The following is an 18,136-nucleotide window of genomic DNA, read 5'->3' on the forward strand; positions in this document are numbered from 1 at the left end:
TCAAAAGGAGCCACTCTTGTCGCAATCGGATCGTTCAGTATTCACCGTCGAAATGGAAGTCCGGGATTACGAATGTGATCTCGCCGGAGGCGTGAACAATGCGGTTTATGCCAATTACCTTGAGCATGCAAGGCACAAGTACATCAAGTCTATCGGAATAGATTTCGCAGAGTATGCAAAGCAGGGTATCGGTCTGATCGTGACACGCCTCGAAATAGACTTCAGGTTTTCGCTTATAAGCGGCGACGAATTCACCGTCTCCACCACTATGGAAAGGGTATCAAGGCTCAGGGTTCTATTCATACAGACGATCAGGCGGAAATCCGACCAGAAGTTGATTGCCGAGGCCAAGGTGACCGGCACGGCGGTCGCAGAAAATGGGCGCCCGCGGCTTCCAGCTGAGATCGAACGAATCCTTGATGTACAGGCCCCCGACCTGAAGGTTTAGGGACGCTTGAATCGCAGCGTCACGGCGAAGCAACCACATTCTTCAAAACGTGGGCGGGAGTGATTCCCGCCTGTCCGAACGGAGCTCCAATGCTTGCAGCAGCTACGGCCCTGCGATGTGTGCTATTTATCCTCGTGCTTGCAATCGGGTCGACCGCCGTCGCCGTTCAGCCGCAACCCTCTTGCAAGCCCAGCGACGACACAATGCTTTCTGCACAGGAGTGTATGGATTATCTTGTCGATCCCGCTGGAAAATTGAACGTCAATGCCATTGCAGGAAGCCGTTCCGACGAATGGCATCCGGTGAAGAACATGCCGTACGCGGGGTATACCCGGAAGATCTACTGGGTTCGATTGCGCGTTAATCTTTCCGATTACAGGAACACTGAGCTGTTTTTCCTGAAGGACTACGAGAATATCGGCGCAATCACAGTGTTCTTTCCAGACGCAAATGGCATCGGTTTCTCATCGACGACGATCGATGAAAACGAATATCTCCATGGTCGCCAATACAGATCAAGAGATTACATCTTCAGGACACCCACACCTGACAGCAGGACCGCTACATACTATGTGCGGTTCGACCCGCGCGGCCATCTGTTACACGTTAATCTTCTGCTGGGCAACGAAGTCGCGCTAATCAATCACATACAGAGCGATCAGGGATGGATTGGCCTGTTCTTTGGCGCGCTGCTGATCATGCTTATCTATAACGGCGTTCTCTATTTATACACCCGCAATAACGCCTACCTTTTCTACTGCTACTATCTGAGTTGCTTCATCGCGATCTTTGTCAATCTGAATGGATTCAGCTCCCTCGTCTTTCATATTCCCCCGGCAATGGAAGCGGTTTTTGTGCTGTGTGTCTATGGCACCCTGCATGGAATCACACTTTTCGCGCGCTACTTTCTTAACCTTGAGCCATCCCTTTCAAAGGTTGACGCGTACTTGAAGCATATCAAGTGGCCGCTCATGGCAGGGGCAGTCTCCGCATGTTTCTTTCCCGTAGGGTTGGCGTATCGGACTTCTGTGTTCTTTATCCTGGCCGTCATCCCTGCAGTTTTATATGCTGGAATCCAGCGATGGCGCCAGGGCTTTGCGCCGGCGAAACAGTTCTGCCTGGGTTGGGCGGTTTTCGCTTTAGCCATCGTTACGTACAGCCTGAAACTACTTGGCGTTCTGTCAATCGATGTGGTGAATGATTATGTCGTTCAGGCCGGTGCGGTATGGGAAGCCTTTTTCTTTTCGCTCGCACTTGGTTATCGCATAAAGGTTGCTGATGCCGCGGCCGTCAAGCAAAGGGAGATCGCGCTGCAGGCGGAGCGAAAGGCGATTGACATAGCGCAGAATCTCGCGCGCGAAAAGAGTACCTTCCTGGGCATGATCAGCCACGAATTAAAGAGTCCTCTCCAGGTGATCCTGTCTGCGCTCGACATGCTGGAATTGCGGCCATCGGACAACCAGAATGAATTTGTACGCAGGATCCGAAGAGCGTCGAATGCGTTGTCTATCCAGCTAAGAGACTTGCTCACGTTCGCTCAAGGCGAGGCCGGAAAGCTCGAGATATTCCCGGAGCCCTTCGAGGCAAAAGAGTTGGTCAGCGATGTGATCGACCTTCATAGCGAGGAGGCGTCACAAAAGCGACTGGGCGTGAAGCTTACCCTGCCTTCAGAGCCAGTTTACCTTGTCGCAGACCCCACACGCATTTCCCAGGTTCTAAGCAACCTTGTGGGAAACGCAATCAAGTACACGGCACATGGCCAGATATCGGTGACGCTTCATCCCTATGATGCTAAAGCAGGAACTGTATGCTTCGAAGTCCAGGATACTGGCCAGGGAATCCCGGAAGCATTTCTTCCTCGATTATTCAAACCATATAACCGTTTTGCCACCTTGGATAGAAGCCGTGAGAGTTCCGGTATCGGCCTGGCAATTGTTCGGATGATCGTGGACCATCTCGGCGGTGAGATTATGGTTGAAAGCGAGGAAGGCGTTGGCACTAGCTTCCGGGTCTTGATTCCCGCCGCAGATGCCGATGCGCAGGATTCACCGCATGCTGCTGGTAGACGTCATGTCCTGATTGTTGATGACCGCGAGGATGTCCTCGACTCCCTTGAAAGTGTTGTACTCGGATTGGGTCACACGTGCGCGAAAGCGCGGTCGGCCGCAGTTGCAGCTAACCTTCTTGCCGCGCGACGGTACGACCTTGTACTGGTGGATCTGGACATGCCAATCAAGAATGGATTTGAGCTCGCTTCTGAAACGCGAAGAGGGGGCGGTCCAAACAAGGATTCGCGCCTCGTCGCATTTAGTGCTTCAGCAACGAATGCTGAAGGAAAATCGTGGCCGTTTGATTCATTTCTTCAAAAACCGGTCACGCGCGATACCCTGAAATGGATCATTGACAGCTTTAGCTGCAGACAGGAGAAGTGATAGTGTTAGCGCTTTAGTTGGGGTGGCTTCACAAAAGGAAATCTAAACTCTGCTAAGCCGATTTCAGACTGACGTCTACAGGCCCAGGCGATCCGGCCTCACGATCGTCGGCCCAATAAACGCAAGCTTGCGCAAAGAAGAATTCGGTCCGTACGGCTGCATCCTGAAGTGTGGTCGACGCCAGTGTCCCCGGACCGCATGATGTGCGCCGTCTGCCGACAGTGGATCCGTCGACTCTGCATCGAGAATTGCCGGACCTACAACGTGTCGGTCGTACAATTGCTCGATCTGGGCAAGAAGTTCGGCACGCCTACGTTTGCCGAGGCCGCCAAATTCGCGGGGGGCCTGCGTATAGGCTCGATTGTGAACGACATGTGCATCACGTGCGGTCAGGTAAAGCAGCATCTTGATCGCATAATCGAGCGCATGCCGCCAGTGCTGCCGGATTTCCTCGTCACCTGGTTGAGGTTCGGCGAATGCATCGTCGAGCAGTTCGCGAATCGTCCTGCCGGGATCGTCCAGAGACATGTCCAACGCGTCGATCACCACGGACCGCCGGGCATCCGCGCGGCGCGAGCACGTCACGAAGGTGATGATTTGGGAAGTGCCCTGGCTGGTTGGTTTTGCGCCCCGGAACAGCGCGATCGCCTCACTCTCACCAGGCTGCGCCCAGCGCGACGGTTCCGGAATGATGCACAGGGTCGCGGCCGGCAGTTCGAGTGCACCGACCGGCACGTCATCCGCGATGTACGCCTGTTCCAGCAGCCGGTGCAAGGGGGGGGTAGGCTCATACAGTGCGCCCTGCCGTGCGTCGAATGCCTGCCAGATGACGCTATGCGAGGCATGGACAGCCAGATCCTCCGGTGGCACACCCTCAACTCCATGCGGCAACATCCGGCGCGTGATCTCCGCAAAGTCCCGAACAAGCTTTGTCGGCGGATCGGATTGCAGCATCGCGGCAAGGCTGGCCGGTGCGAAAGCCTCCGCCTCTCTCCGGAACTCGTGCCACGCGGTAAGCGCACCGGTCGCCCGGTATCGCACAGAAGCAGGTAATCGGGCATACAGGGCGTCATGGGTCTGGATGCTCTTTTCCAGCGCGGTGACGAGCAGACCGCGCAACTGCGCTTCCTGCTGGCGTGCCCCGTCCCCCGGCTCCGGCGTCCGCTCGACGAGCGGGTGCTGTCTGCGCCGCTTCATGTACGCGGCTGCAAACGTTGGATCGTGCTCGACATCGATCTCCATTGCGCCGTCGCGCACGCGATGCCGGTCGTCCCAGCCAAATTCAAGGCGGATATCAGAACCGAGCGTCATCGTCATACCGGCCGGCGAGGTGCGCATGGTCAACCAGTCGACCAGTCCCGGGCGAACCTTTTCCCAGATATCGCCGATGAGCTGCTCCGATTCATCGCCATCCCGTGGCTGGAGTGCGCCGGTGCTGACCAGCATCGTGACGCCCGGGACCACGCCTGAGCAGCGGACGGGTTTCCCGGCGAGCGTCATCGAGCCGAGAATTGCAATAGAGGCCAAGCGTCCGGTACTCAGACTGGAGCCATCGGGAACCGTGACGTGCGCGCCCTCGCAGAACTCCATGCCATCGCCACTGGCCAGTAAGACCTGCCCGTCGTGTGCCTGATTTATGAACTGTTCCGCACCGTTCAGGAGCGCATCCTGCATAAGAGCCTCAATTGATGCGCGTCGTAAATCCGGTTGCATGGACCTTATGCGCTTGTTCAGCGTCGGCTGGGTTCAACAGCCTACCCCATCGACAAGGTAGCACCGCGGCTTACGAGCGCACACCCACAGGCAGCCCGGTGGCCATGCAGGGCCACCGGGCTGCCGCCGATCATGCTGTTTCCGTCACCTTCCGCGATCGTCTGCGTACCGTGCTCCTTGCACTCGACCGTATCGCCCATGCGGGCAACCGGTTTGCCGTCCACGATATCGGCATTCGAACCGGTCGTAACGGTGCCGCCGTGCGGGGTCAGCGTATCGCCTACGACAATGACCTGACAAGCCATCTGTTCATCCCACGAAAAATACCCGAATCATGATGCAGCGCCGTTCTCAACATTCTCCTGCAAGCGTCTCATCAAACCACACGACCCTAAACATTTGACCGAAGACAACGCGATAGCGTAATACGCCAACCACGCACAACCTATCGCTGCGACAACACCTACAACCATGGTGATCACGCGCGTTACTGGGTTGTGCCAGAACCTGATTACAGCGGCTAGGCCGACAACCAGGAGCAAAAGAATTGCTATGGGGGTGATCATGGGCGCCTCAAGTGATGCGTGCTATCAGACTGCCTACAGATCGATCTCGCGTATACCGGACATGCCAGTTTCCGCATTTGGACTACCCATATATGTCCATTGCACATCCCTTCCGGCGACATCAATGAAACGATCCCCGGCGGGTGGAAAAGCCTGATCCTTTTCGACAAAAGCCTGTTGGTCCCACCGGTTGTACAGCACCGCCATCGGGTGGTCGTCTGCAACTCGCCCCTCCCATATGCCTGATTCCGGGCAACGTCGGTCCCCCGTGCATTGCAGTGTCGGTGGCGACGAGGGGACTTCCCTCAGTAAACCCGTGCCGATCAGGTTCGCCAAAAAATCTCTGCGCTGCGGTGGAAGGCGATACGCTTCGCCGAGGTAGTACCATTGCACACGATCTACCGTCAGCCAGTCGTGAACGGGTGATCCGAATCGCTCCCCAGCTTCGTAGCGTTCGGGAAGTCCGGAGCGTGCCGCCAACCGTTCATCCGTTTGCGTCGACGAACCGTACAGTGCCAGCCAGTATCCTGTCTTCGGGACCAGTTGAGCGCCGTTGACTGCGAGTGCGTCGTCCTCGAGTGACGCCACTGCGTGGTCGTCTGGAACAAACAAACGTCCCTGCTGCAAGCTGTTTTTCTCCGATGTCGCTGGCGGGCTGACCGGCTTCGCGGCGTCGATCAGCGTCTTCACATTCCCATCCCATTTGGGGAGTGCCGCTGGCGGCAACGGTAAAATCTTGTCCAGGTTCGGCAGTTTCAGGCGTCCATCGTAAAGCTTCAAAACGTCACCAATTCTGCTATACCGTTGAGCGCGCGCCTTGTCGATATGACCGATCAGGTTCTCGCCGCGTGTCAGTCCGAACCCGTTGAATTCTGTCGACAGGTTATCCGCACATTCGGCGCAACCCAGTTTGACGCCTTCATGCAAGATGCGAAGTGCACGCGATTTCGAATCCGGTGTGGTGCCGCGATAGATATACGACAGTTTGTCAGCGGCCAGTCCATACCCTTGGGCTAAGGCGCATTCGAGCATTTTGGTAGCAACCGGCAAATTGCCCCAGAATTCCCCGTCAGGATCGTCGTAAGTTCCCGACATTTTGTCGCCGAGAAAGGTCATCGCAGCCGGGCTACCCATATCTGCTGCGCGTTGGAAGAATGCGTAGGCAGTCGTAGCATTGCCGCCCTTAACTACACCATTCAGGTGGTACACCCCCATCCGGTCATAGGCATCGGGTACGTCCAGCGTCATTGCTTTTTCGACCCAACGTATAGCCTTCTCCGGATCGTGATCTGGCACACCGGGGTCATCCCGCAGGATCAGGGAGGCCAGATTGAGCATCGCTTTCCAGTGATTTCGTTCAGCTGCCTGCTGGTACAACTGGTACATCTTTGCGTAGTCGATGTTCCTCGCGTTCGGGTCGTCGAGCGCCAGTGCCTGCTGAAACCACATCTCAGCCTGTGGATCGAAGGCGGGAACCCGCTGCGCCTGATAGGCGCAGCTGAACTCCGTCCGGTGCGGATTGAAAGCGGGCAGTTTTTCGTAACGGGGCAGGTCGGACATGGCGGCAGTGACTTTGTGGGGCATTGAATCGAGAAGTCCTGCATGCACTAGAGACGTCTGCATGCAGCACAGCATCAACACCGCGAAGCGTAAAACGCGAATCAGAGTTTGCATGGTCGCATTCATCAGGCGATCGCGGTTCCATTTGACGACGGCGCGTCGATCGATCCCATAAGCGACGTAGTGGAACGGTGATCTTCGAACGGCAGCAGGAAGCCCGTCATCGGTTGCCTCTTTTTCATCTTGGACAGGTTGTCATTCATCGTCTTTTTCCAGAGCTTGAACTTATCAGGCAACTCGTCTGGGTTGCCGCTACCTTGATTTTCGCCACCAGAATGTAACGTGAACACACGCTGGCGCAGATCGGCCGCGTACAGCGATCCGGTGGCGGCGATATTGATCTCGCTGTCCACCGACATGCTCCGTTGATTCAGGTTGGCACTGCCTACCGTGATGAAGACATCATCGATGATCATCAGCTTCGAGTGAATATATATCTCACGATAGGCCATGTTGCCCTCAGCATCGGGGCCGCTAGTACGTAACCGGGCTACGGTCACCTCGAGTCCCAGGGTCCGCTCGAGGTCTTGCACGCTTGGGCGGTCGAGAACCTGCCCCCCGTTGGCCCCCTTGTGAGAGTCCGGATAGGTCTGATCGAGCTTGCCTTTGTCGGAGAGTGCCCGTTGCTCCGGCATCGCCTCGATACCATCGACCTTCTGCGCGTATCCCAGTTTCGTCAGGGTGTCATAGGTACGTGGAATCATCTGATCTCGCTCCGGATGAGGAATCACGATGAACAGGTGCAGCTTCGGCATCTCTGTAACCGGCTTCTTGGACTTCTCGATCCACGCGTCGCAGAACTCTTTACGGGTTTTGGTCAGGTGTCGCGCGAACTCGGGGTAGAAGAAATACTGGTTCTCCATGTAGATATAGTTGTGAGCGCAGCTGCTTGCCTGGAAGTAGATTTCCTTGATCGACTTTTCGAGTTCATGTGGCTGTGTGCGAACGATCTGGACAAGGTGTGCGGGACTACCCGCGGCGGTTGGTATCTTCGCAGGTGGTGCCGGTGGCTTGTCGAACGGCAGTGGCTGTTCGAGCGCTGCCGCCCATCCATTCTCGAAGTTGTACTTCAGCTGCGCGAGCGCAGGTCCCTGAATCCGACACGCATAGTCCTGGAAAGGTTTGGAATGTTTGTAGGCGGAGCCGTTTGTTTTGCCTTCGGCGTCTTTCTGGTGATCAGCCTCACCCTTCAGCGCGGAAGGCACCCAACATTCTCGACGCTCATCGTCCACCTTGTGCTCCGAACCGTCCCAGTAATCGGTGACCGAGTTGAGGCCCATGACGTAGCCGATTGCCTTACTGCCCTGATCATAGTCGTAGTCGATCAAGACCGGTTTCTGGTGATGCGTTGCTGCCGTCTCGAACCCGACCTCTTCGACCCGCCCACGCGAATCCTCTTCTTCCCTCACAGTCGGCGCTTGCATGCTGAGCAGTGCAATCGCATCCTTGCGGGAGACACTCCGCAAGACGACTCGCAGGTTCGGATTCGCCCCCGCGTTGCTGCGCCCCTTCGGCAGATTTCTAGCCCACCAGTCAACGCAGTAGTCTTGGCGCTCCTTGCTGTCATAGGGCGAGGACAACATCCATTTATTGGGGTAATAGTCCGAGTGATCTGTGAACCCCGGCATATTGTTCGCATTTGACCAGATGACCGGGTCCGGCTCGTACCATACGAGCAGGCGTACCATAACTGGGTTTTCCTTGCGCTGTGTGATCTCGTCGAGCAGCTCGCCATAGGTCTGGCCGCGTCGCCAGGTGCCACCGCTGCGCACCAATTCCATGCCCGGATCAAAGCCCCAACATACGATGTCGGCGGTCGCTTTCGCTTCCTTCAGGTCTTTCGCGATCGTCTTGAATCCGTCCTCTGAATTGACGATAAAACTCAGGGTATTGCCGCGCGTGACCGGAATCTTGTCCCTGCCTTCGAGCAGCCACTGAAGCGAACCCTTAGCCATCCGGGTTTGTTCATCGACCGCAACTTTCGATGACTTGTGGGTCTTGAGTGGAAAATCTGCCACGTCTGCATCCTCAATGATGAAAGCGATAAGCGCTGCGCTCAGACGTGCCGTTCGCCACGGTTGGTGCGCTGGTCGAGGTGATCAGGGTCGCCATTGAGCGCATCCTTCACGTTCAAATCGTATTCCGCACCGTTGCTCAGCTTGGCTGTGTACGCAGGCGTGCCGGGCTCGTGATCCTCCACGACAATGCGCCCAAATTCGTCGGTCACTCCATCACCGATTTTTGCAGCGCCTTTGTACAGGTCGTAGGGTGCACTGACAATCTGGTGTCCATCATCAGGTAACGCCCGCAACGCGAAGTGCAACTGTTCCTTCTCCGGTGGCAACGCCGGGATAGTCGGCGTGCTCACGCTGTCAGGTCCGACGAACGTCCGGCTTGCCGAGTGCACCTCGAAGCCGCCGGACGTCCCATGCTTGATCTGCCCGGACGTCCATCGGGTATAGCTGCCGCCCCCGTTGATCTCGACCTCCTGTTGCGCGCTTATCGTGATCTTGGTCGCGGTCACCGTCACGTTCAGCTTCGCCAGCAGGTTGATACTGTCCTTTAGCGCCTTCACATCGATGTCGCCTGCCGCCGCAACCAGTCGCATGCCTGCCTCGGTGACGAACAGGCGAAACGCTTTGCGTGCGCTGGCAAAAAAGCCGCCGCCTGTGCTGATCGATACATGCTCGCCGGTTGTGACCGAGGTGGTCTTGCCGCTGCTCAGATGAATCTGCTCCGGCGTGCTGGTGGCGACACCAGCGGGACTCGCAAGCACGAGATGCGGCTGCTCGAACTGCTTCAGCGCACCGCCACCCTGGATGGCCTTCGCCTGTGCTTTCAGCGTACTGGCGACTGCCTTCTGTTCGCCATCCTGTGCGCCCGCCGTTTGCGCGGACTGCGCGAGGCTCGCTGCGATATCCTGGGCGTTCGCCAGCTGGAGGTTCACCTCATCGACGCTGAACGCGTCACCGGTTGCCCCTGAGCGTGGATGAGTCGTCAGCAGCAGCCCGCGCGCGCCACGCACGGCCGCATTCCCGTCGGTGCGCAGCTCCACACCTTCACCGCGCTTCTCGCCGCGACCAGCGGGTTCGCTTATCCGCGTGATATATCCCGCGTGCAGACCAGATTCGAGGTGATCGCTGCGAATCTGCGTCTGCACCTGGCCGGTGGTGTCGTCTTTTAGCCAGACGTTGTTCTGGCTGCCGCCGATTTCCTTGCTGACGAACCCCGACAGCATGTGCTGGTCGGGCAGGTTCCACTGCGGCCGGTTCGCGCCGTTGCCCACGCGCGCTGTGATGAGCGGCCTGTCCGGATCGCCGTCGAGAAACGATACGACGGCCTCGTCGCCAATTCTCGGCAGCTGGATACCGCCAAAGCCGCCGCTTGCCCACGGCTGCGCGACGCGCACCCAGCACGAACTCCGGTCATCGCGCTGGCCGATGCGGTCCCAGTGAAACTGCACTTTCACGCGGCCCAGTTCGTCCGTATAGACCTCCTGTCCGCCCGGTCCCACCACGGTCACCGTCTGCAACTGCATGACCGGCTTGTTATGTTCGAACGGACTGCGGAACGGCACGGACTTGCGCTGGACCTCTATCTCGACGCGGAAAAAACCGCCCGAGCCATCCGCGTGCGGCACGACGGAAGCCGGGCTGTCCTGAACACTTTCACGCGCCTCGGCTAAGCGGTTTTGCAGGCTGTGCGGGAAGTTCGAATGATGACTCGATGCCGGAATGTTGTTTTCAATCAGCCACACCGTTTCGATGATCGCGAACTGCCGCCTGTCGGCAGCGTCGGGGTCGTGCTCGGGATGCCCGGTGAGTTCGAACCAGCGACCGGCGTCGATGCCGCGCACGCCGCCGACACCGTAAAACCGCTTCGCCTCCGACTCCCATTGCTCCATGCGAATCTTCGACAGGTGCTCGCCGCGTTCCTGCTTCAGGTAACTATAGGGTCCCGTGTATTCGTAGACTTCCAGTTCGTCCGGCAATTCGTGCGACACCGTGGGGATGCTGGTGCCTTTCGGGTTGGCGAGCGACGACGGGCTTTTGTAGTCGGCTGTACGGGTTGTCAGTACCGCGCTGTGCAGGGTGCGTTCGCTCGACCAGTGAACCAGCGCGTCCAGTTCGCTGTTCGTACCGTAGCGGGAAAACTGCACCGTCTGCGGGGCGAGCGGTTCAAACGTGTCAAGCCGGTCCGTAATTGTCAGCGTATGCGACTTGCCGTCCTCACCTTGTGTCCAGAAGCCGAACAGTCCTTCCTCTTCGATCAGCCGATGAGCAAAATTCCAGTCGTCTTCATATTGCGTGCAATAAGACCTCGGCGGTAACGGCGTCGAGAGCTTGAACTGGAAGTGACCTTTCGCCTGGGGGTGGGCATTGAACACATCGGTCAGGATGACGTCGGCGGACTTATCCTGCCAGATGCGCTGGTCGCGGCGGAATTTGAGGAAATTCATCCACGAGGCAAAACGGATCGAATAGCTGGTTAATCCGCCATCTGATCCCAGTTGTTAGCGGCGGTGCAAACCCGGCACTAAACGGCGGCGCAAGGTTGAGTAAAAGCGTCAACAACAGGGGCGGTTATGGCCCGCTGTTGTTGGGCGATGGTCATCAGAATGGATCGTCGATGTCGCGAGGGTGAGGATTGTCGGGAGGCGCGCGCTGTTCGTGCAGCAGTTCATTGAGCGGAATCTGGTAGTGCGCGGCGATACGCTCGCGTAGATCGTCGAGGAGTTCAACGACGGCAAGTGCCTGGTCGGCCGACCAGTTGTCTGAGATCAGGAAGTCCAGCCCTTGCGTGGTTCCGGAAGGTAGGTGACTGCGCGTCATGACGTCTTCTTTTCGGCTTTAGCTGCGCTACGTTTCTTCGTGCGTTGCTCAGCACGTTCACGCGCCTCCTTCACACGGTAGGACTCGCCCTCGATCACGACGACCTCGGCGCGATGCACCAGTCGGTCAACAAGCGAGACGACGCAGGCGGCGTTGGGAAACACCTCATGCCATTCTCCAAATGGTCTGTTTGTCGTCACCACTGTCGACGCGACCCCGTACCTCCGGCTGACGAGTTCGAACAGCAGATCAGCGTGGCGGTTCGAGTACGAGAGGTAGCCGACTTCATCGACCACCAGGACGTCGGGTGAGGCATAGCGGTTCAGCCGGCGGCGCAAGGCCGAATCGCTGTCGAGCGCGGCCAGTTCGCCGAGCATCTGGCCGGCGGTAGTGAACAAGGCCGTGTGGCCATGTACGATTGCCTGATAGGCGAGATTAAGCGCCAGTGTCGATTTGCCGACGCCGTTCGGACCGATCAGCACGACGTTCGCAGTGTCCTTGACGAACTCAAGCGACATCAACTCTTCGACGACAGCGCGATCGCACCGCCGGGGCCAGGCCCAGTCGAAGTCGCACAGCGGTTTGAAGTTGCCCAGATGGGCTTCGCGGATACGTCGCTCCAGAGAACGGCGTCCGCGCTCGTCCTCTTCCCATTGCAGCAATGGCGCGAGCCACGGCTGGGCTACCACATCGGGCCAATGTGCGAGCAGTCCGTACAGGCGCAACGCGTGCGCGCGGTTTTGCAGATCGTCAGGCGCGCTCATCGGTGTCTCCCGCGATCTGGTGTGACGTCCCGGGCTATTCGAGGATCAGCGAGGGGTGTTTTTCCCGCGAACGTCGGGAACGAATTTTTGAACTTCACCGCGCGCAGCGCGGGACACGAGGAGCGTAAAGAAGGCCGGTGCTGCCGTGATATCGTGAGATGGGTTCCAAGCCAACTCTCGAATCAACAACAGACCAGCCTATGCGACGAATCGTACGCGCATTCCTCACTCTCGAACAGCATCTTCGCGCTGTCATCTCCACCCCGCAGTCCTATCGCCCCGAGCGCTGTCCGCATTGCGGATCCGGCGAACTTTGGAGTCACGGCTATTACGAACGCAAGGCCGACCACAGCAGCCACGCCGCACTCAATCCGCTACCCGTACCACGCTTCCGTTGTCCGGCATGCTGCCGTACCTGCTCACGCCTGCCGCTGTGCATCTGCCCGCGCCGATGGTACTGCTGGGCCTTGCAGCAACTAGTCCTCTCGCTACTGCTCTTCGGCCTGTCACTGCGCTGCGCGGCGGCCGTCGCCGGTCTGAGCCGCCACACCGTGCGCCGATGGTGGCGCTGGCTGCGCGAACAGACGCAGACCTTCGCGTTCCTGCTGCGTAGCCGCTTTCCAGAACTGGGCCGTACCACCGATATTGCGTCCTTCTGGCGCGCCTGCCTGCGGTTGATGCCGTTGTGCCAGGCAATGGCCTGGCTTGATGGCGACGGCCTGACTGTCCCGTAATCCGTCGGATCCCGCGCACCGCGCAACGGGCCATTTCATGGATTGGTAAGCTGTCCACACAGTCTGGCCACTTCCGCCGGCATCGCGATGGCGTTTTCATGTCGATTCTTCAACTAAACGAAGGATTTTTCCCACATGAATCCCATCGATGAGATGGCGTTGTTCCGTCTGGGCGTACTCGGCCCGCTTGTCAGCCGCGGCGAACTCGCCCGTGGTGAACTCGCTCGCCTCATGCACCAGATCGCCCGGCAGGAGTACGTCATTCCCGGCTCCCGACGCCGCCACATCAGCGAGAAGACGCTGCGCGTCTGGTACGACCTCTGGCGGCGCGAGGGCGTCGCTGGACTCGCCTGCAAGCCGCGTAATGACCGCGGCGCCTCGAAGCTGCCCGAGGCGGTGCAGCTCGCCGTGATCGCCGCCAAGCGCGAGAACCCGCGGCGTTCCATCCGTCAGATCCGTCTGCTGCTCGAGGGCGCCGGCGTCGTGCCGCACGACTCGCTCTCGAAGAGCGCCGTACACCGCCTGCTCAGGGCGAACGGCCTGTCGCGTATCGCCACTACCGCTGTCGTGCCCGACGAGAAGCGCAGCTTCGTCGCCGAGCACGCGGGTTCGATCTGGTATGGCGATGTGTTGCACGGTCCGACGCTGTCGCTCAATGGCCGGCGGCGCAAAGCCTATCTTGTTTCGCTGATGGACGATGCCTCGCGGCTCATCGCCCACAGCGCATTCTGCCTCTCGGAGAGCGCACTGGAGATCGAGAGCGTGCTCAAGCAGGCGTTAATGCGGCGGGGGATCCCTGCCAGGCTTGTCGTAGATAACGGCTCGGCTTACCGCAGCGCCACCCTGCAGGGCATCTGCGCGCGCCTGGGCATCCGTCTGGTCCACTGCCAGCCTTACCAGCCAACCTCCAAAGGGAAGCTGGAACGCTGGCACAGAACGCTACGTTCCCAGTTCCTCGCCGAACTTGATACGACCCATGTCCGCGATCTGGGCGATCTGAACGCCCGCCTTTGGGCATGGATCGACCAGATTTATAACTGCAGCAAGCACAGTGCACTTGGCGAGCATACGCCGCTCTCGCGCTACCAGCAGGACCTGCCGCGCATCCGCCTGCTCGGGCCACTGGCCGCGCAGCTCGACGAGCTCTTCTGGCATCGCGTTAAACGCCTGGTGCGCCGTGACGGCACCGTCTCGTACAACGGCAAGCAGTTCGAAGTCCCGTACGAGCTCACCGGCCAACACGTCCAGCTCGTGGTCGACCCACACACCGGTGCCGTCATGCACGTCGAGAACAATGAGGGTAAATGCATCGGCATGGCCACCCCGCTCGATGCCATCGCCAACAGCACGCGCCGGCGGCAGCGGCCGGCGGCCGAACCGGCCACCGCCCCAACCACTACCGGCCCGAACCTCATTGAGCTCGCCCATCGTCAACACTATCTGCGCCCGGAGGAATAACCCATGTACCGTCAGCACTTCGGCCTGCGCTGTGCACCGCTGGACAAGGACTCGATCGAGCTGTGGGACGACGGCGCCATTACCCATCTGCGCGATCGCTTCCAGTGGCTGCTCGACAGCCCCGGCGTCGGTCTGCTCACCGGCGAGCCTGGCGTGGGCAAGACCGCCACCTTGCGTCACATCACCGGCAAGCTCAATCCGCACCGCTATCAGGTCATCTACACCGCCGAAACCGACTTCGGCCGCGTCGACCTGTACCGGGCGCTCGCGCGCGGACTCGGGCTCGAGCCCAGCTACCGGCGCGCGGACCTCTGGCGCGACATCAAGCAGCGCATCGTCGAGCTCGCCCAGAACCGCCAGATCGTGCCCGTATGGATCATTGACGAGTCCCAGCACCTGGCAGCGGAGTTCTTCCGCGATCTGCCGTCGTTCCTGAACTTCTCACAGGACGCCAGGGATCTCATCACCGTATGGCTTGTCGGCCACCCCGCGCTGGCCAGCATGCTCGACCGGGCGCAGTACGCCGCGCTCCACAGCCGCATCCAGGTACGCGTGCACTTCACGCCGGTGCTGGAGCGCGAACGCTTCTCCCAGCTCATCGCTCACGCGCTCAACGCCGCCGGCTGCACCCACACGCTGCTCTCCGATTCCGCACTCGAACAGCTGCGCGAGGCCTCGCGCGGGGTGCCCCGTCAGGCCGGACGCATCCTGCGTAACGCCATGCGCCTGGCCGTACCGAAAGGGCTGAACCACATCCCCGACGAACTCCTGCAGTGCGCCATCGAGGAGGTGCGATGACCCGCAACGCACCGCCCGCCATGACGCCTGCCACCATCCGCGAAACCATCATGTTTGCCTTCACCCGCAACGCCGGTGTCGCCGAAATCGAGCTCACCGACGAGACCGCCTTCATGATCATGAGCATTCTTGACGATCTCTGGCTATGGTTCGACACCGTCTACGGCGACCAGGCGCGCTGCTATCGTCCACCCGAAGACGTCGATACCGGTGGCGATCCACCCGATCCGTTTGACGATCCACTCGATCCATTCTGACTTCACGGGAGCCTTCACGGCTCCCGTCTGCGTTGCGACGCACACGTTGCCCGACGGCCCCTCACTACGTGCCGGTTGCCTTCGCTACATCGTGAACTTCGTCTCGCGCTTTGCTTCATCATGTGCATTTCCATCGCAGCGCGAGACAGCCTGCTTCGTTTCATCTCGAATAGCCCGGTACGTAACTTCTCGAATAGCCCGGTCCGTAACATCTGGTCGTAAATGTCGAGGCGGTGGGGTGTTACCAGCGTGTCCTTCTTGCGCACGTGTTCGGGCATTGGGACGGCCAGCGGCGGAGGCAGCTTGCGCGCCTCGCGCCGGCGCTCCAGTGCCAGACGGACCGGATTCGGATGAGGCGCCGCGCCACTGGCGAGGGTCTCCTCGATGGCCGCCTGCAGTTCGGCGGCGCCATAGCGGTCCAGCAGGCGCAGCAGATTGGCTGTGATGTTGCCGAGATTGCCGCCGAGTTCAGCGGCGCGCAGCATCAACGCCTGGCTGGCCGGCGCCGCGCGGGCCAGATGGTCGAGGCCGCGATGGTGACGGGCTTCGCGTTTGTGCTCGACGAGGGCGTCGATGTGCGCGGCAATCTCGATCTGTGCGCCGCGGTCGTAACTGCGCACATGGGTGGCGAGCAGATCGGCACCATCGAGAATGCGCACCTGGTGCGGATCGGCCCGCACCGTGAGCATGCGCCGCACGTGCGTATGCGGGATCGTGTAGTCGTTCAGGTCGAAACGCACGTACGGCTGCTTGCCAACCTTCACGGCCAGCTGCAGTTCGCACGGGTACGGATTCTCTGGCAAGGCGAGCAGGCTGGGCTGTTCACGGGCGAAGGCTTCGCGCACGGTGATCGTGGGCTCTTCCCGGCAGGGACGATCGGCGGCGGAACCCGCGCACCAGAGTGCGGCCTGAGCATTAAGGTCGTCGAGGTCAGCGAATTTGCGCGCGGCAAAGAAGTTCTCGCGTACAAACCTGATTGCTCTTTCGACACGACCCTTCTCGTTCCCCCTGCACACGGCCACAGGACGGGGTTCGTAACGATGATGCGCGGCGAACGCGAGCAGCGTCGGGTTGAAGCGGATCGCGTCGCCCTGACGTTCGAGCACTGCACTTTTAAGATTGTCGTACAGGACGATACGTGGCAACCCGGACCATGCCGCCCAGGCACCGGCGTGACCGGCCAGAAAGCTGTCCATGCGCGCATCGAGGAAGAAGCGCAGATAGATCTGCCTGGACCACGATAGCACCATCACGAAGGCCATCAGTGGCCGGCGCGCACGTCCGATCTGGAGATGATCGAAGTGCGCCCAGTCACATTGGCCTTCTTCTCCAGGCAAGGTGCGAAGTCGTAGGTACGCCTCGGCCGCCGGACGCGGACGATGGAGCGAGACCAGGTGCCTGAAGTGATGATGACTGCCCCGGTAGCCACGCTCATAGACCATCGCATACAGACGGCTGGCTGTGAGTGACGGAAACTTCTTCAGCGTCTCATGGATGAACGGCAGGTAGGCATCGATCTGCGAGGGCCGCAGCACCGCGCCGACTCTGGGCAGTCCGGCCTGCGCCAGTACGCGCTGGACGGTGCCGCGGTGTACGTGTAACTGGCGCGCGATGGTGCCGCAGCGCCACTTCTCGACATGGTAGTAGCGCAGGATCTGCGCTTCGAGTTCAACTCCGATGGTCATGGGTCGTGTCCTGTGCAGTGAGTAACAGTACGAACATGGGGGCTGACCAAGATCCGGTCAAATTGCTATCATAAGCCTCGTAGTTATGATAGCGCTTCGACTTATTCGATTGAGGTATAAAGCGTTCAGGCAGTGATTGGTTGCCCAAACTGCCGGAAGGTTTGAGCGCGTGGCCTCTCACCCGGTCATTGTTCGCAGCAAAGCCAGCATGACGTCTTCCAGCGTGTCATGCTGGGGACCATCAGCCGCCGCCGCGACGACGCGGAGCATGTCGCCTTCGAGCCTTGCCTCCCACGAAACGATGCGGCGGCGGTCATGCGGAAACCGGGCCAATTTTTCACCGATCAGACGCTCGATGCCTTGTGTGATTTCACGTCGTATTTCGGGTGGGACACTTTTGTCGAATCTGATTTGCTCGCCCAGTGCTTCGCTACGCTCGTCCTCGGGCAGGAGGCTGATATTCCATGCCGACACAATTGCCGTCAATGCGCTCTGACATTCCTCCAGAGTTGGACCATCAGATACCTCCTCCTGAAGCATCTGGGCCAGGGGCCAGGAGATTTTCTGTTCCGGTGGCAGGTCATTGCGATCGAGAACAATAGCGTCAGAGAGCCCAGCCTGAACCGCTTCCCGTTGCAATGCTTCCAGGTCACGCGCACCCAGCTTGCGGGCACGTGACGATGTTTTTCGGTGGCTGGCTTTGCCCATTTTTCCGCACCCTTCGCTCCGGTTCTGAATTCGCAAATTATAGCGGGCTGCTGGGACGGGCCCACGAGTGCGTAGTTCGCCGCGCTGGGATGTCTGTATGGCATCGCATTTTTAAGATCCC

Annotated in this window: 15 protein-coding genes; 6 read left to right on the top strand and 9 right to left on the bottom strand. The window is 59.4% G+C overall.

Annotated elements, in window-relative coordinates; genetic code table 11:
- Positions 1-16: 16 nt before the first annotated feature.
- Positions 17-448, top strand: coding sequence for an acyl-CoA thioesterase (locus AC57B6_RS09145; RefSeq protein WP_496421030.1), 432 nt, complete (start codon positions 17-19; stop codon positions 446-448).
- 89 nt (positions 449-537) lie between these two features.
- Positions 538-2,880 carry a hybrid sensor histidine kinase/response regulator gene (locus tag AC57B6_RS09150; protein WP_496421031.1) on the top strand — a complete coding sequence of 781 codons (2,343 nt, stop codon included), beginning with the start codon at positions 538-540 and terminating at the stop codon, positions 2,878-2,880.
- A 75-nt stretch (positions 2,881-2,955) separates the two neighbouring features.
- On the opposite strand, the gene AC57B6_RS09155 is transcribed toward AC57B6_RS09150, so the two are convergent.
- The 7 genes from AC57B6_RS09155 to istB all read right to left on the bottom strand — a co-directional run bounded on the left by AC57B6_RS09155 (position 2,956) and on the right by istB (position 12,375).
- Positions 2,956-4,554: an AcrVA2 family anti-CRISPR protein gene (locus AC57B6_RS09155; protein WP_496421032.1), complete on the bottom strand. Its 1,599-nt coding sequence runs from the start codon at positions 4,552-4,554 to the stop codon at positions 2,956-2,958.
- Positions 4,555-4,634: 80 nt separating this feature from the next.
- A complete protein-coding gene (locus tag AC57B6_RS09160; protein WP_496421033.1) occupies positions 4,635-4,898 on the bottom strand; it encodes a PAAR domain-containing protein in 264 nt (87 codons plus the stop codon).
- 294 nt (positions 4,899-5,192) lie between these two features.
- Positions 5,193-6,833 (bottom strand): SEL1-like repeat protein, encoded by a 1,641-nt coding sequence (locus AC57B6_RS09165; protein WP_496421034.1) that lies wholly within the window; start codon positions 6,831-6,833, stop codon positions 5,193-5,195.
- A gap of 11 nt (positions 6,834-6,844) precedes the next feature.
- The gene (locus AC57B6_RS09170; protein ID WP_496421035.1) at positions 6,845-8,797 is read right to left on the bottom strand and encodes a phospholipase D-like domain-containing protein; all 1,953 of its coding nucleotides are present in this window, start codon (positions 8,795-8,797) and stop codon (positions 6,845-6,847) included.
- Positions 8,798-8,835: 38 nt separating this feature from the next.
- Positions 8,836-11,289 (bottom strand): type VI secretion system Vgr family protein, encoded by a 2,454-nt coding sequence (locus AC57B6_RS09175; RefSeq protein ID WP_496421291.1) that lies wholly within the window; start codon positions 11,287-11,289, stop codon positions 8,836-8,838.
- Positions 11,290-11,392: 103 nt separating this feature from the next.
- Positions 11,393-11,611 (bottom strand): hypothetical protein, encoded by a 219-nt coding sequence (locus AC57B6_RS09180; RefSeq protein ID WP_496416263.1) that lies wholly within the window; start codon positions 11,609-11,611, stop codon positions 11,393-11,395.
- Positions 11,608-12,375 (bottom strand): IS21-like element helper ATPase IstB, encoded by a 768-nt coding sequence (istB, locus tag AC57B6_RS09185; protein ID WP_496416262.1) that lies wholly within the window; start codon positions 12,373-12,375, stop codon positions 11,608-11,610. Before istB ends, AC57B6_RS09180 begins: the two co-directional genes overlap by 4 nt.
- 200 nt (positions 12,376-12,575) lie before the next feature.
- Between istB and AC57B6_RS09190 the strand changes: the two genes are divergently transcribed.
- The 4 genes from AC57B6_RS09190 to AC57B6_RS09205 all read left to right on the top strand — a co-directional run bounded on the left by AC57B6_RS09190 (position 12,576) and on the right by AC57B6_RS09205 (position 15,622).
- Entirely contained in the window at positions 12,576-13,109 is a 534-nt protein-coding gene (locus AC57B6_RS09190) for a DUF6431 domain-containing protein (protein WP_496421036.1), read from the top strand.
- Positions 13,110-13,244: 135 nt separating this feature from the next.
- Positions 13,245-14,567 (top strand): DDE-type integrase/transposase/recombinase, encoded by a 1,323-nt coding sequence (locus AC57B6_RS09195; protein ID WP_496421037.1) that lies wholly within the window; start codon positions 13,245-13,247, stop codon positions 14,565-14,567.
- A gap of 3 nt (positions 14,568-14,570) precedes the next feature.
- On the top strand, positions 14,571-15,365 hold the full coding sequence (locus AC57B6_RS09200) for an ExeA family protein (RefSeq protein WP_496421038.1): 795 nt from the start codon (positions 14,571-14,573) through the stop codon (positions 15,363-15,365).
- Entirely contained in the window at positions 15,362-15,622 is a 261-nt protein-coding gene (locus AC57B6_RS09205; RefSeq protein ID WP_496421039.1) for a hypothetical protein, read from the top strand. The genes AC57B6_RS09200 and AC57B6_RS09205 overlap by 4 nt, the downstream gene beginning before the upstream one ends.
- A gap of 14 nt (positions 15,623-15,636) precedes the next feature.
- Here AC57B6_RS09205 and istA read toward each other — a convergent pair whose 3' ends face one another.
- Together istA and AC57B6_RS09215 are read right to left on the bottom strand one after the other, a co-directional pair.
- Positions 15,637-17,307, bottom strand: coding sequence for an IS21 family transposase (gene istA, locus AC57B6_RS09210; RefSeq protein WP_496421040.1), 1,671 nt, complete (start codon positions 17,305-17,307; stop codon positions 15,637-15,639).
- Between the two features lie 177 nt (positions 17,308-17,484).
- Positions 17,485-18,015 (bottom strand): hypothetical protein, encoded by a 531-nt coding sequence (locus AC57B6_RS09215; protein ID WP_496421041.1) that lies wholly within the window; start codon positions 18,013-18,015, stop codon positions 17,485-17,487.
- Positions 18,016-18,136: the final 121 nt, after the last annotated feature.

This window comes from Paraburkholderia sp. BGA-UO-ETr-F12 (genome assembly GCF_059567945.1).

Bases quoted from the DNA above. Each gene is read 5' to 3' on its own strand.
- AC57B6_RS09160 (WP_496421033.1), bottom strand. From the start codon at position 4,898: ATGGCTTGTCAGGTCATTGTCGTAGGCGATACGCTGACCCCGCACGGC.
- AC57B6_RS09205 (WP_496421039.1), top strand. From the start codon at position 15,362: ATGACCCGCAACGCACCGCCCGCCATGACGCCTGCCACCATCCGCGAA.
- AC57B6_RS09150 (WP_496421031.1), top strand. From the start codon at position 538: ATGCTTGCAGCAGCTACGGCCCTGCGATGTGTGCTATTTATCCTCGTG.
- istB (WP_496416262.1), bottom strand. From the start codon at position 12,375: ATGAGCGCGCCTGACGATCTGCAAAACCGCGCGCACGCGTTGCGCCTG.
- AC57B6_RS09215 (WP_496421041.1), bottom strand. From the start codon at position 18,015: ATGGGCAAAGCCAGCCACCGAAAAACATCGTCACGTGCCCGCAAGCTG.
- AC57B6_RS09190 (WP_496421036.1), top strand. From the start codon at position 12,576: ATGCGACGAATCGTACGCGCATTCCTCACTCTCGAACAGCATCTTCGC.
- AC57B6_RS09155 (WP_496421032.1), bottom strand. From the start codon at position 4,554: ATGCAGGATGCGCTCCTGAACGGTGCGGAACAGTTCATAAATCAGGCA.
- AC57B6_RS09165 (WP_496421034.1), bottom strand. From the start codon at position 6,833: ATGCAAACTCTGATTCGCGTTTTACGCTTCGCGGTGTTGATGCTGTGC.
- AC57B6_RS09200 (WP_496421038.1), top strand. From the start codon at position 14,571: ATGTACCGTCAGCACTTCGGCCTGCGCTGTGCACCGCTGGACAAGGAC.
- istA (WP_496421040.1), bottom strand. From the start codon at position 17,307: ATGACCATCGGAGTTGAACTCGAAGCGCAGATCCTGCGCTACTACCAT.
- AC57B6_RS09195 (WP_496421037.1), top strand. From the start codon at position 13,245: ATGAATCCCATCGATGAGATGGCGTTGTTCCGTCTGGGCGTACTCGGC.
- AC57B6_RS09180 (WP_496416263.1), bottom strand. From the start codon at position 11,611: ATGACGCGCAGTCACCTACCTTCCGGAACCACGCAAGGGCTGGACTTC.